We start from the raw sequence: 13,983 nt of genomic DNA on the forward strand, positions 1-13,983 counted from the left end.
AATACATGATAAGTGAAATAAAAGGAGTCTGAACATGAAAAAGGAATATGCAGTCATTGGTCTTGGACGCTTTGGCGGAAGTATTTGCAAGGCGCTGAGCGAAGAAGGACTTGAAGTCATGGCCATGGATATGAATGAAGATCGAGTGAACGAATACGCGAAAATTGCCTCACACGCGGTCATTGGCGATTCGACCGACGAATCCGTTTTAAAAAATCTTGGTATTCGTAATTTTGATCATGTCATCGTTGCAATTGGCGAAAACATTCAGGCAAGTATTTTAACAACGATTATGCTGAAAGAGCTTGGCGTCAAAATGGTCACCGTGAAAGCGCAAAATGACTACCATGAAAAGGTGCTCAACAAAATTGGAGCGGATCGCATCGTTCATCCAGAGCGAGATATGGGCAGACGGATTGCACATAAAATTATTTCAAATAACGTGCTCGATTACCTCGAGCTGTCAGATGAGTACAGCCTGATTGAGATTGTTGCAAACAACAGGCTTGCGGGGCATTCTCTTTTAGATCTTGATATTCGGGCAAGATACGGCATCAACATTGTGGCGATTAAGCGCGGAAAAGAAGTCATCGTTTCCCCTCTGGCAGATGAAATGATTCAAAAAGAAGATATCCTCATTGTCATAGGGGCAGTAGCCGATATAGGACGCTTTGAAAAACGAGAAATGCAGAACGATTATTAAACACTCCGATGACGGGGTGTTTTTTTATATGAATGTGTACATGACAGGTGGACATTGAGAAGGAAATAGACACTGAAAAGGGTTGCTTTGTTCATGTATAACCTCAAAAATGAGTCATCATATTTTTCGTGCAATTATCACTATTCAGAAATAAAAAACAGTGTTTTGATATGGTTGATTTTCTCTAAATGTCATTGACTGGGCAAACAGATTCGTTTACGATAAGAAAAATTATATTGTTTACTTGGAGGAGGCAGTGTCGTTGGATAAGGAGCTTTTCAGACATCAAATTGAGGTAGCAGCAAAGAGAAAAAAAGCAGCCCTCGTGATTAAACATGCGAAAGTCATGGATGTGTTTAACCAGGAATGGATAGACGCTGATGTCGCTGTTGAAAATGGACAAATAGTCGGGATAGGGGAGTACGAGGGAGAACAGGAGCTGGATGCAGCAGGTCAAATGCTTGTACCTGGTTTTATTGATGGCCACGTTCATATCGAGTCTTCTATGGTTACCCCTGCTGAATTCTCCAAAGCTGTCGTTCCGCGCGGTGTGACAACTGTCGTAACAGACCCGCATGAAATCGCCAATGTGTCAGGTATAACAGGCATCCGTTTTATGCTTGAAGAAGCGAGAAAAGCTGCCTTACATATTTATTTCATGCTGCCATCCTGTGTACCGGCAGTCAGTTTTGAACGATCAGGTGCTACATTAAAAGCGAAAGATTTAAAGCCCCTTTATCAAGAGAAGGAAGTGCTTGGTCTTGCTGAGGTGATGGACTATGTCGGTGTGGAGCAGGCAGAAGAAGATATGCTTCAAAAGCTGCTTGATGCTCAAAACGAGAATAAACTGATTGATGGCCATCTAGCAGGCTTAACAGACCGATTAATAAACGTTTACCGCACGGCCAATGTCCAAACAGACCATGAGGTGACAACAGCACAGGAAGCCCTTGAACGTGTAAAACGAGGTATGTATGTCATGCTGAGAGAGGGATCTGTTGCCAAAAACGTGAAAAACGTTTTACCTGCTGTGAATGAGAAGAATGCGAGACGTTTTTTCTTTTGTACAGATGATAAACATTTAGATGATTTAATGGCGCAGGGAAGTATTGATGAGCAAGTACGGATGTCCATAAAAGCAGGCTTAGATCCATTTTTAGCCTATCAAATGGGAAGCTTAAATGCCGCAGAGTGTTTTGGTCTTAAAACAAAGGGAGCCATTGCACCAGGCTATGATGCTGATTTTATGCTCGTCTCAGACCTTCATCATGTAGACATCTCAAGCGTATTTATTGCGGGAGAATTGGTTGCGCAGCATGGAGAGTACAAACCGAGTGTCGAAAAGATCGCACCGAGCCCAGCATTATTACAATCTGTTCATGCAATAGACGTTCAAGAGCAAGATATTGCACTGCCTATCACAGACGATCAAAAAATGAATGTCATCCGTATTATTCCGAATCAGCTTGAAACAAAGTTAGAACAAGTCACTCCTTCAGAAACGAACGGACAATTTACTAGTGATACAGACAGAGATGTATTAAAAATGGTGCTTGTCGAACGTCATCAAGGTTTATCTGAAATGGGGGTAGGGATTGTCAGCGGCTTCGGCATCAAACAGGGTGCGGTTGCAACAACGGTTGCACATGATTCACATAACTTAATTGCAGTTGGCACAAATGATGCCGATATTATTAAAGCGATTGAGGCGTTAAAAGAAGCAGGCGGCGGTTTGACCGTTGTCAAAGAAGGCCAGTCTCTTCATACGCTGCCATTACCGATCTCTGGTTTATTGTCAGATCAGCCGGCACATCTCGTCAATGAAAGCCTCCATGAACTCCATGAAGCACTAAAAGAAACTGGTTTTTCCTTAGACTTTAATCCGTTTTTGACGCTGTCCTTCTTGGCACTTCCAGTCATTCCTGATGTGAAAATGACGACAAAGGGATTGTTTGATGTCAGAAGCTTTCAGCACCTCCCAATTCAATCATAAAAGAATGAGAAACTGCATGTATACCTTGTAATATGTGCGGTTTTTTTCAATGCTTGATGAAAAAAGAGACACAGCCAGTCGGCTCGTGTCTCTTTTTGTTATTACACTTCCATAATAATCGGTAAGATCATTGGGCGGCGTCTTGTTTTTTCATAAAGGAAAGGTGCAAGTGTGTCCGTAATTTCGTTCTTAATTTCCGACCACTGAGTTGTCTTACGTTCCATTACTTTTTCAAGATGCTTTGAAATCAAATCTTGTGCGTCGTTAATGAGGTCTCCAGATTCTCTCATGTAGACAAAGCCTCTTGAGATGAGATCAGGACCAGCAGAGATTTTGAATTCTTTCATGTCCATGCTGACGACCACAATGACAAGACCTTCTTCTGAAAGAATGCGGCGGTCTCTTAAGACGATATTCCCGATATCGCCAATTCCGCTTCCGTCTATATACACGTTACCTGATGGGATTTTGCCAGCGACACTTGCTTCGTCACCTTTTAGTGCAAGAACTTCACCGTTATCCATGATAAAGCAGTTTTCCTCAGGAATTCCGCAATCATTCGCAAGCTTAATATGCGTTTTTTGCATGCGGTATTCACCGTGAATCGGCATAAAGAATTTTGGTTTAATTAAACGGAGCATCAGCTTTTGTTCCTCTTGTCCGCCGTGACCAGATGTATGAATATTATTGAGTGAGCCATGAATGACCTCAGCGCCAGCACGATAAAGCTGGTTAATGGTGCGGCTTACGCTAATATTGTTACCCGGAATCGGTGAAGATGAGAAGACAACAGTGTCTCCAGGATTAATCGAAATCTGGCGGTGAGTGCCGTTTGCAATACGTGAAAGAGCAGCCATCGGTTCACCTTGGCTCCCAGTACAAAGAATGGTCACTTTGTTTGCTGGTAGACGGTTGATTTCATTATGTTCAATAAACGTGTTTTTCGGACATTTAATGTAGCCAAGATCTTGTCCAATATCAATGGCAGACTCCATACTGCGTCCAAACACAGCAACTTTTCGGCCGTTGGCAACAGCGGACTCAATGACTTGCTGAAGTCTGTGAATGTTTGAAGCAAACGTAGCAAAGATGATACGTCCGTCGACTTTTCTAAAGATGTCATCAATGCTTTCGCCTACGCGTCTTTCAGACATCGTAAATTCTGGAATTTCACTGTTTGTACTATCGGATAAAAGACATAGAACGCCTTCTTTCCCGATTTCAGCCATTTTTGTTAAGTTGGCAGGCTCGCCAACAGGCGTAAAGTCAAACTTGAAATCACCTGTATGTACGATGTTACCAGGAGGTGTCTTCACGACAATTCCATAAGAATCTGGAATACTGTGTGTTGTTCTAAAGAAAGACACAGCTGTTTTTCTAAATTTAATGGTATCTTCTTCTTCAAAAATGTGAAGTTTTGTTTGTCTCAAGAGGCCGTGCTCTTCCAATTTATTACGAAGTAGGCCGATTGCGAGTTTGCCGCCGTAAACTGGAATATTCACTTGCTTGAGAAGGTAAGGGATACCGCCGATGTGGTCTTCATGTCCGTGAGTGATGAAAAGACCTTTGATTTTATCTTCGTTTTTAACTAAGTACGTATAGTCAGGGATGACGTAGTCAATTCCAAGAAGCTCATCTTCAGGGAACTTAATACCAGCATCAATTAAAATGATTTCATCTTGAAATTGAACGCCATACGTGTTTTTACCGATCTCGCCTAAACCGCCGAGCGCAAAAACTGCCGCCTGATCGTTTTTAACAAATTTCATTCCTCTCATAGCTCCAATACTTTAAAATTTTCACTTTCTCGTTCATAGTCTAAAAAAGCACCGTCTACAGGCTGAATGAATTCAATGTTGTAGCTATGTTTTTTCAACTTATCGCGTACGTCTCTTTCAGAAACCGCTTCAACGTATAGTGAATCTGTGTGTTCTCTTACAGGTACCTCAGTAGTACTTGCCTGAAAAAATACCTTATATATCATCCAAATCTCTCCTTAAATACCGTATGTTACACTCGCTAATTCTATTATATTAAAAAAACGCGCATAAGAAAAGTCTCTGAGAAAAAAGGACCTTCGGCAAATGTGCGGAAGATCCTTTTAAGCGATCGATTTTTTACGAAGCATGTCCTTCCATTGTCTTCTAATTTTCTTGCGCAGACGACGAAGCATCACAGGTCGCCTCCTTTCGGTTTGAAGTCAGATTAGACCATGTATTCCGTTCTCTCTTTATACTTGTATTATATGACGATTCCATTGAATGTTACATGGTTATATGTGGGAAATAGGCGTTTTCATAGGAAGTGGTTTCGAAAGAGGAAATCTTTCTGTATGATGAAAGGGAGTGGGTATACATAACAAGAGACAGGAGACGGGATATGAATAAAAAAGTCATCTTCTTTGATATCGACGGTACTTTATATGATCATGATAAAAAAATACCTGAATCAACGAAGCGAGCGGTTCGCTTATTAAAAGAAAAAGGCCATCATCTCTTTATTGCATCTGGGCGTTCGCCTTTTTTGATTCAGCCTATTTTAGAGGAATTAGGGCTTGACTCCTTTATTGCTTATAACGGTCAGTATGTCATGTATGAGGGAGAGGTCATTTACGGCAATCCGCTGAAACTGGAGCTGATGGAGCAAATTTATGAAACGGCGGATCGTCATGATCATCCGCTTGTTTTTATGGGGGAAAAAACGATGAAGGCTTCTGTGCCAAATCATCCGTTTATCCATGAGGGGATTGGGACTTTAAAAACAGAGCATCCTGAGCATGATTTGTCTTACTTTAAAGAAAACGAGATTTTTCAAATGCTGTTATTCTGTAAGGCTGAAGAGGAAGTCCAATACGAGGCGTTCCGCGAAGAAATTGATCTTGTCAGATGGCACGAGCTGTCAACAGATGTCCTGCCAAAAGGCGGGTCGAAGGCTGAAGGCATTAAACGAGTCATCGAAAGGCTGCCTTACGATCAAAAGGATACCATTGCCTTTGGAGACGGTCTGAACGATCGAGAGATGATTTCATTTGCTGGAACTGGCGTTGCCATGGGAAATGCTGTGAATGAATTAAAAGATTTGGCTGATTTTGTGACAAAGCCAGTAGATGAAGACGGCATATTCCATGCAGTGACTCATCTTGGCCTCATTGAAGAGTAAAAAAAGAAGACCCTTAGGCTAATGGGTCTTCTTTTTATTTTATGATCTGCCGATCGCAACAGAGTTGTCTGGCTCAGCGAAGGGCTGATCCTTTTGAATATGATCATAAAACATAATGCCGTTTAAATGGTCGATTTCATGCTGAAAAACAATGGCCGGGAACCCTTTTAGGCGAATATCAATGTCTTCTCCTTCAAGCGTTGTGGCCTTCACCCTGATTTTTTGATATCGAGGGACAAATCCAGGAATGGCTTCATCAACAGATAAGCAGCCTTCACCAGTAGCTAAATAAGCTCTTTTGACCGAGTGACTGACAATGCGCGGGTTGAAAAGGGCATAGCTGTATTCCTCTCCATCTTCGTCCTCACAGTGAACAGCGATCATCCGTTTACTGATATTAATTTGCGGAGCTGCTAGTCCAACGCCGGGTCTGAGTCCATACTTTTCAGCCATGTCAGCATCCTGACTATTTTTGACGAATTCAATCATGTCAGCTAATTGCTGTTTTTCCTCTTCTGTCGGCGGGAGCTCGACCGCTTCAGCTGTTTGTCTTAAGACGGGATGTCCGTCCCGTACGATATCTTCCATGGTAATCACAAATCTTCACTCCTATTTCCTTTGTATGTAAAGTATATAAAATGATACACAACATATGCAATGAAATAAAGAAGACCGGTCCTATGAGACCGGTCAGAGGCTTAAACAGCCATTAGCAGCAGCCGCCACCGCCGCCGCCTAAGAATGCTGCGCCAACGATGATTAATAGGATGAAAAGGACAACGATTAAAGCGAATGTCCGTCCTCCGCCGTATCCGTAGCCACCGCCATAACTTGGGTAACAACAGCCACCGCCATATCCACCACCGTGTCCATACCCGTAACCGCCGTATCCACCATACATACTTCCATGACTATAATTAGACATACTTTTGACCTCCTTTGGAAATACACTCGGCCTCTCATAAGTGAAGGCGAAGCGTGTAATATAAACTATGTATGAATGCACTATTTGTATAGTCATGCGCCTATCACTTGAAAAAAATCTTCTCCGGCTCATCAGGATGACCTCTTTCCTTGTCACAAGCGCCTATAAAAATTATAGTGGTATGTGGAGATGTAAAGGGGGAACCTTGTGATGAGACAGATGAGAAGAAGCATGAAAGCATGTGCTGCTTTAGCGGGGATATGTACCCTTTTGCTGGCGGGATGCGGAGGTCAAAGTCCATTTCATGACATGCAAGATGCGATGACGAAAATGAGCGAAAAAGAGGCATCCTTTGAAAAAGAGCAAGGTACACTGCAAAGCTATGAGAAAAAAGAGCAGCAGCTCTATACAAAAATGATCCAAACCACAAAAGATCATACAAAAACAGTGTCAAGCCTTTCTGATCAGGCGTTAGCATCTGCAGCGAAACGAAAAGAACATTTAAAAACAGAAAAAGCCAGCATGGATGAATCGAAAAAAGAATTGAAAACGGTAAAGGAATCTGCCGGACGTATAAAAGATACGGATTTAAAAGAAAAAGCAGATGAAACGGTCAAATCGCTTGAGAAAAGATATGCGTCGTATGACCAGCTTTACAAGGAATATCAAAAGGCGCTGAAACAAGATCAGCATTTGTATCAATCTTTAAAGAAGAAGGACTTAGGATATGAAGAGTTGAAATCCAAGCTGAAGACGGTGAACCGTTCTTATAGCAAAGTCAGAAAAGAAGGTAAGAAGTTCAATCAATATACAAAGCAATTGAATGAGGATAAACAGGCTTTGTATAAAGCGGCAGATCAAGAATCCCAAAAGAGCTGAAAAAACAGCTCTTTTTTTATTTTTCGACAAAAACAAACATTTTCTATTGTAGTACAGTAGTACAATCTATACTAGTACAGTTCGAGGTGTTTGTTAAACAGATTGATACAGCTCACTATAAAAAGTAAAGCGAATACATTTATTTAAATAAAGCCGTTAAATCAATTGACGGACTATTTTTCTTGTTGTAAACTAGTCCTTGTTAACAGAAGTTGTATTAGTTTTTTGTGAACTATCGTTAATACAGTTAGAAGAACTCAAAAACGAGCGATCATCTAATGTTTCGACAACGATCCTAGTGGCTATTAAATACAGGAGTCATATGTGTATTTTGGGTTATCCTATATCTGTATGTATAAATGGATTCACGACAAATTGACTGTTAAAAGAAAGGAAGAGGTGACTTTAGAATGGCTGCAAAAACAAAAAAAGCAATTGTTGATAGCAAAAAGCAATTTGATGCCATCAAAAAGCAGTTTGAAACGTTTCAAATTTTAAACGAAAAAGGCGAAGTCGTAAACGAAGCGGCAATGCCGGATCTCTCAGATGACCAATTAAAAGAATTAATGCGCCGTATGGTGTTTACACGTGTATTAGATCAACGTTCAATTTCATTGAACCGTCAAGGACGTCTTGGCTTCTATGCGCCAACAGCTGGACAAGAGGCTTCTCAGCTTGCAACTCACTTTGCACTTGAGAAAGAAGATTTCATTCTTCCAGGATATCGTGATGTACCACAATTAATCTGGCATGGCCTTCCATTAACAAAAGCGTTCTTGTTCTCTCGTGGACACTTTGTTGGTAACCAAATGCCTGAAGATGTGAATGCACTTTCTCCACAAATCATTATCGGTGCACAAATCATTCAAGCTGCTGGTGTAGCTCTTGGTTTGAAAAAGCGCGGTAAAAATGCTGTTGCAATCACTTACACTGGTGATGGCGGAGCTTCACAAGGTGATTTCTACGAAGGTATCAACTTTGCAGGGGCTTACAAAGCGCCAGCGATTTTTGTTGTCCAAAACAACAGATATGCGATCTCTACACCTGTTGAGAAGCAATCTGCTGCACAAACAATTGCACAAAAAGCAGCTGCAGCTGGTATCGTAGGCGTACAAGTTGACGGTATGGATGCATTAGCTGTATATGCAGCAACTGCTGAAGCTCGTGAGCGTGCTGTAAATGGCGAAGGTCCAACATTAATCGAAACTCTTACATTCCGTTACGGCCCACATACAATGGCTGGTGACGATCCAACAAGATATCGTACAAAAGAAGATGAAAATGAGTGGGAGCAAAAAGATCCATTGGTACGCTACCGCAGATTCTTGGAAAACAAAGGCCTATGGTCTGAAGAAGAAGAGAATAAAGTCATCGAAGATGCAAAAGAACAAATCAAACAAGCGATCAAAGAAGCTGACGAACAGCCTAAGCAAAAAGTCACTGACTTGATTGAAAACATGTACGATGTGAAACCATTCAACTTAGTTGAACAGCTTGAAATTTACAAACAGAAGGAGTCGAAGTAAGCCATGGCGCAAATGACAATGATTCAAGCGATCACTGATGCGTTACGCACAGAACTGAAAAATGACGAAAACGTTCTCGTTTTCGGAGAAGACGTTGGTAAAAACGGCGGCGTATTCCGTGCGACTGAAGGATTGCAAAAAGAGTTTGGTGAGGATCGTGTATTCGATACTCCACTTGCTGAATCTGGTATTGGCGGTCTTGCAATTGGCCTTGGACTACAAGAATTCCGCCCAGTAATGGAAATTCAATTCTTCGGATTCGTTTACGAAGTATTAGATTCTGTTTCTGGACAAATGGCTCGTATGCGTTACCGTTCTGGCGGACGCTGGCATTCTCCAGTGACAATCCGTTCTCCATTCGGTGGAGGGGTTCATACTCCTGAGCTTCATGCTGACAGCTTAGAAGGTCTTATCGCACAACAGCCTGGTATCAAGGTTGTCATTCCTTCAACACCTTACGATGCAAAAGGACTATTAATTTCTGCAATCCGCGACAACGATCCGGTTGTGTTCCTTGAGCATATGAAACTTTATCGCTCTTTCCGTCAGGAAGTTCCTGAAGAAGAGTACACAATTGAAATCGGTAAAGCTGACGTGAAACGTGAAGGTTCTGACCTTTCAATCATCACTTATGGTGCAATGGTTCACGAATCACTTAAAGCTGCTGAAGAACTTGAAAAAGAAGGCGTTTCTGCTGAAGTGATCGACCTTCGTACAGTATGCCCGCTTGATATTGAAACAATCATCGCTTCTGTTGAAAAAACAGGTCGTGCGATCGTTGTTCAAGAAGCACAAAAACAAGCTGGTATTGCTGCAAACGTAGTAGCTGAAATCAATGACAGAGCAATCCTTAGCCTAGAAGCACCAGTACTTCGTGTAGCTGCACCTGATACTGTATTTGCTTTCTCTCAAGCTGAGAGCGTATGGCTTCCAAACCATAAAGACGTGCTTGAAACAGCTAAGAAAGTTCTTGAATTTTAATTAAATGACAGAGGGGAAAAGAATTTATTTCTCTTCCCCTTTATCAATTACATGACCGTGTAAATATACACAACAAGGATTCAACAAAATCTAGGAGGCGAAAAACAGTGGCATTTGAATTTAAACTTCCGGACATCGGAGAAGGTATCCACGAAGGTGAGATCGTTAAGTGGTTTGTAAAACCAAACGACGAAATCAATGAAGATGACGTTTTAGCAGAGGTACAAAACGATAAAGCAGTTGTAGAAATTCCTTCACCTGTTAAAGGAAAAGTATTAGAATTAAAAGTTGAAGAGGGAATAGTTGCAACTGTAGGACAAACAATCATTACGTTTGATGCACCTGGTTACGAAAATCTTCAATTTAAAGGCAGCGAAGAAGAAGGCGAAGCAAAAACTGAAGCTCAAGTACAAGGTACTGCTGAAGCTGGTAACGAGCCAGAGAAGAAAGAAGTGGCACAAGAAGAAGCGGCAGCAGCAACTGGTGCAGGCGCACAAGAGCAAGTAGATGCTGATCCAAACAAACGCGTCATCGCTATGCCATCTGTACGTAAATATGCTCGCGAAAAAGGCGTTGAAATTTACAAAGTTGCAGGTTCTGGTAAAAACGGCCGTGTGTTAAAAGAAGATATCGACAGCTTCGTTAATGGTGGTTCTGCAGCTCAAGAAGCAGCACCTCAAGCAGCTGAAAGTGCGAAAGAAGAAGCAGCTCCAAAAGCGGCAGCAGCTCCAGTTCTTGAAGGAGAATTCCCAGAAACTCGCGAGAAAATGAGCGGCATCCGCAAAGCGATCGCGAAAGCAATGGTGAACTCTAAGCATACAGCTCCTCACGTAACATTAATGGATGAAGTTGATGTAACGAACCTTGTTGCACATCGTAAACAATTCAAACAAGTTGCAGCTGATCAAGGAATCAAGTTAACTTACTTGCCTTACGTTGTAAAAGCTCTAACTTCTGCTTTGAAAAAGTACCCAGTACTTAACACTTCTATCGATGATAAAACAGATGAAGTTGTTCAAAAGCATTACTACAACATCGGAATTGCAGCTGACACTGAAAAAGGCCTGCTCGTTCCAGTTGTGAAAAATGCAGATCGCAAAGCAATTTTCGAAGTGTCTAACGAAATCAATGAGCTTGCAACAAAAGCACGTGATGGTAAACTGGCTCCAGCTGAAATGAAAGGTGCATCTTGCACAATCACAAACATCGGTTCTGCTGGTGGACAATGGTTTACTCCAGTCATCAACCACCCAGAAGTAGCGATCCTTGGTATTGGCCGTATCGCTGAAAAAGCGGTTGTTCGTGATGGCGAAATCGTTGCAGCTCCAGTCTTAGCTCTTTCCCTAAGCTTTGACCACCGTATGATCGACGGAGCTACTGCGCAAAATGCCCTTAACCACATCAAGCGTTTATTGAATGATCCACAATTAATTTTAATGGAGGCGTAATGTCATGGTAGTAGGAGATTTCCCAATCGAAACAGATACTCTTGTCATCGGTGCAGGTCCTGGTGGATATGTAGCTGCTATTCGTGCTGCACAGCTTGGACAAAAAGTAACAATCGTTGAAAAAGGAACACTTGGCGGTGTATGTCTAAACGTTGGCTGTATTCCTTCAAAAGCATTAATCAATGCTGGCCATCGTTTCGAAAATGCTAAGCATTCTGAAGACATGGGTATCAAAGCTGAAAACGTAACAGTTGATTTCACAAAAGTTCAAGAGTGGAAAGCTTCTGTTGTTAACAAATTAACAGGTGGAGTTCAAGGTCTTCTTAAAGGAAATAAAGTAGACATCGTTAAAGGTGAAGCTTATTTCGTAGACAGCAACTCTGTACGTGTAATGGATGAAAATTCAGCACAGACTTACACTTTCAAAAATGCAATTCTTGCAACTGGATCTCGTCCAATTGAATTGCCTACTTTTAAATACACAGACCGCGTGATCAACTCAACTGGTGCTTTGGCGCTTAAAGAAGTACCTAAAAAGTTAGTTGTGATCGGTGGTGGATATATCGGTACTGAGCTTGGAACTGCTTATGCAAACTTTGGAACAGAAGTTGTCATCCTTGAAGGTGGAGACGAAATCCTTCCAGGTTTCGAAAAGCAAATGAGCTCATTGGTTAAACGTAACCTGAAGAAAAAAGGAAACGTTGAAATTCATACAAACGCTCTTGCAAAAGGCGTTGAAGAAAAATCTGATGGTGTCACTGTTACTTTCGAAGTAAAAGGTGAAGAAAAAACAGTTGATGCTGATTACGTACTTGTGACTGTTGGTCGTCGTCCAAACACGGATGAGCTTGGTCTTGAGCAAGTTGGTGTTGAATTGACTGATCGCGGAGTTGTCAAAACAGACAAACAATGCCGTACAAGCGTATCTAACATCTATGCAATTGGTGACATCGTTGATGGACCACCACTTGCACACAAAGCTTCTTACGAAGGTAAAATTGCAGCTGAAGCAATCGCTGGAGAGCCAGCTGAAATTGATTACCTTGGTATTCCTGCTGTTGTATTCTCTGAGCCAGAACTTGCAACTGTTGGGTACACAGAAGCAGAAGCAAAAGAAGAAGGAATCGAAATCGTTGCAGCGAAATTCCCATTCGCAGCGAACGGACGTGCACTTTCTCTTGATGCAACTGATGGCTTCATGAAAATGATCACTCGTAAAGAGGATGGTCTTGTTATCGGTGCACAAATCGCAGGTGTTGGCGCTTCTGATATGATTTCAGAGCTTAGCCTTGCAATCGAAGCTGGAGTGACTGCTGAAGATATCGCAATGACAATTCACGCTCATCCAACTTTAGGTGAAATTACAATGGAAACGGCTGAAGTAGCAATTGGAAGCCCAATTCATATCGTAAAATAATGAACCTATTAAAACCCTCTCCTTGATGGAGAGGGTTTTTTTGAGCGCTCCCATATGAAAAAACCCCTCATGAGATGAGGGGCTTTTTCATATGGATATATAAGTGCAAGGTTAGGCCATTAATTTGTATTCACGCGGTCTAAAGCGTGGCATAAGGGCGATAAAATATCCTCTTTGCTGCTGACATTTCCTTCAACCTTCACAATGACTTTTTCATTATTTACAAGTAAAATAGCCGGCAATTCGTCTACTTCATTTTTCCAGCCTTTACGATCTTCTTTCACAATCATCTTTGACATTTCCTTCGGATATTCATTCTTTAAATCGAGGACTGCATCATAATAAGGACTTTCTTTATCAAGATTTTCTGCATCTGTAAAAAAGAGAATTCTTGGTTTCTGAATATGACTGACTTGGTCGGTCTGATTCGGTATGATATACGCAAATGAGCATGAACTAAGTACAAAGAGCATGGGGAATATAATGAGAAGTGACCTCATAAAATTCAATCTATTCACCTCAAAATCCTTTGGGGTTGTCCCAACATTTTTAGGAGCTGGTTACCTGTTAGTCACTCTAGTGTATCATGTCCTTTTTGACAATTTTCGATTGTTACTCAATTGTTACAGAATTGATATGAAGCAAAATACAATTGAAACGTTCCCTCAATATGATGAGAAAAAAGCACATAATCATAAAAAATATTTAAATGTGTCATACAATTAACCGTTGACAACTTAAATGTGACATCATATTATAGAGATATGAAATAGATTAAACGCTTTCAAATTATGAATGAAGAAAAGGGGAATGTACGTGGGTACAATTATTTGTCAAGATTGCAATGAAACCATTGATCAATTTGAAAATGAAAAAGTGACAACGCTATACGGGACGTGTGGTCACTGTCATTGCTGTGATGAAGCCTCTGAATAAATAAAAAAGCATGCAG

14 protein-coding genes are annotated in these 13,983 nt (G+C 41.3%); 9 read left to right on the top strand and 5 right to left on the bottom strand.

Annotation, left to right across the window (positions count from 1 at the left end):
• Positions 1–34 precede the first annotated feature (34 nt).
• Together C6348_RS02600 and ade are read left to right on the top strand one after the other, a co-directional pair.
• On the top strand, positions 35–703 hold the full coding sequence (locus C6348_RS02600) for a potassium channel family protein (RefSeq protein WP_034662681.1): 669 nt from the start codon (positions 35–37) through the stop codon (positions 701–703).
• Positions 704–965: 262 nt separating this feature from the next.
• Positions 966–2,696 carry an adenine deaminase gene (ade, locus tag C6348_RS02605; RefSeq protein WP_106041767.1) on the top strand — a complete coding sequence of 577 codons (1,731 nt, stop codon included), beginning with the start codon at positions 966–968 and terminating at the stop codon, positions 2,694–2,696.
• Positions 2,697–2,797: 101 nt separating this feature from the next.
• Here ade and rnjA read toward each other — a convergent pair whose 3' ends face one another.
• Positions 2,798–4,465, bottom strand: coding sequence for a ribonuclease J1 (gene rnjA / locus C6348_RS02610; protein ID WP_012009818.1), 1,668 nt, complete (start codon positions 4,463–4,465; stop codon positions 2,798–2,800).
• Between the two features lie 5 nt (positions 4,466–4,470).
• The gene (locus C6348_RS02615; RefSeq protein WP_003211882.1) at positions 4,471–4,680 is read right to left on the bottom strand and encodes a DNA-dependent RNA polymerase subunit epsilon; all 210 of its coding nucleotides are present in this window, start codon (positions 4,678–4,680) and stop codon (positions 4,471–4,473) included.
• A gap of 395 nt (positions 4,681–5,075) precedes the next feature.
• Between C6348_RS02615 and C6348_RS02620 the strand changes: the two genes are divergently transcribed.
• Complete coding sequence (locus tag C6348_RS02620; RefSeq protein WP_106041769.1) at positions 5,076–5,855, top strand: Cof-type HAD-IIB family hydrolase; 780 nt, start codon at positions 5,076–5,078, stop codon at positions 5,853–5,855.
• 39 nt (positions 5,856–5,894) lie between these two features.
• Here the strand turns inward: C6348_RS02620 and def are convergent, their stop codons facing one another.
• A complete protein-coding gene (gene def / locus C6348_RS02625; protein WP_034662672.1) occupies positions 5,895–6,452 on the bottom strand; it encodes a peptide deformylase in 558 nt (185 codons plus the stop codon).
• Positions 6,453–6,564: 112 nt separating this feature from the next.
• A complete protein-coding gene (locus C6348_RS02630) occupies positions 6,565–6,756 on the bottom strand; it encodes a YjcZ family sporulation protein (protein ID WP_106042316.1) in 192 nt (63 codons plus the stop codon).
• A 234-nt stretch (positions 6,757–6,990) separates the two neighbouring features.
• On the opposite strand from C6348_RS02630, the gene C6348_RS02635 reads away from it, so the two are divergent.
• The 5 genes from C6348_RS02635 to lpdA all read left to right on the top strand — a co-directional run bounded on the left by C6348_RS02635 (position 6,991) and on the right by lpdA (position 13,031).
• Positions 6,991–7,659, top strand: a complete 669-nt coding sequence (locus C6348_RS02635; protein ID WP_106041771.1) for a YkyA family protein — start codon at positions 6,991–6,993, stop codon at positions 7,657–7,659.
• Between the two features lie 410 nt (positions 7,660–8,069).
• Positions 8,070–9,185 carry a pyruvate dehydrogenase (acetyl-transferring) E1 component subunit alpha gene (gene pdhA, locus C6348_RS02640; RefSeq protein WP_060596162.1) on the top strand — a complete coding sequence of 372 codons (1,116 nt, stop codon included), beginning with the start codon at positions 8,070–8,072 and terminating at the stop codon, positions 9,183–9,185.
• A gap of 3 nt (positions 9,186–9,188) precedes the next feature.
• Entirely contained in the window at positions 9,189–10,166 is a 978-nt protein-coding gene (gene pdhB / locus C6348_RS02645) for a pyruvate dehydrogenase complex E1 component subunit beta (protein WP_106041773.1), read from the top strand.
• A 107-nt stretch (positions 10,167–10,273) separates the two neighbouring features.
• On the top strand, positions 10,274–11,614 hold the full coding sequence (locus C6348_RS02650; protein WP_106041775.1) for a dihydrolipoamide acetyltransferase family protein: 1,341 nt from the start codon (positions 10,274–10,276) through the stop codon (positions 11,612–11,614).
• Positions 11,615–11,618: 4 nt separating this feature from the next.
• On the top strand, positions 11,619–13,031 hold the full coding sequence (gene lpdA, locus C6348_RS02655) for a dihydrolipoyl dehydrogenase (protein WP_034662665.1): 1,413 nt from the start codon (positions 11,619–11,621) through the stop codon (positions 13,029–13,031).
• 119 nt (positions 13,032–13,150) lie between these two features.
• Here the strand turns inward: lpdA and C6348_RS02660 are convergent, their stop codons facing one another.
• Positions 13,151–13,531 (bottom strand): hypothetical protein, encoded by a 381-nt coding sequence (locus C6348_RS02660; protein ID WP_223251442.1) that lies wholly within the window; start codon positions 13,529–13,531, stop codon positions 13,151–13,153.
• A gap of 316 nt (positions 13,532–13,847) precedes the next feature.
• Here C6348_RS02660 and C6348_RS02670 point away from each other — a divergent pair, with 316 nt between their 5' ends.
• The gene (locus tag C6348_RS02670) at positions 13,848–13,967 is read left to right on the top strand and encodes a GapA-binding peptide SR1P (protein ID WP_003212464.1); all 120 of its coding nucleotides are present in this window, start codon (positions 13,848–13,850) and stop codon (positions 13,965–13,967) included.
• The last annotated feature ends 16 nt before the right edge of the window (positions 13,968–13,983 follow it).

Origin of the sequence: Bacillus sp. YBWC18 (genome assembly GCF_002998775.1) — a bacterium.
Classification (GTDB): Bacteria; Bacillota; Bacilli; order Bacillales; family Bacillaceae; genus Bacillus.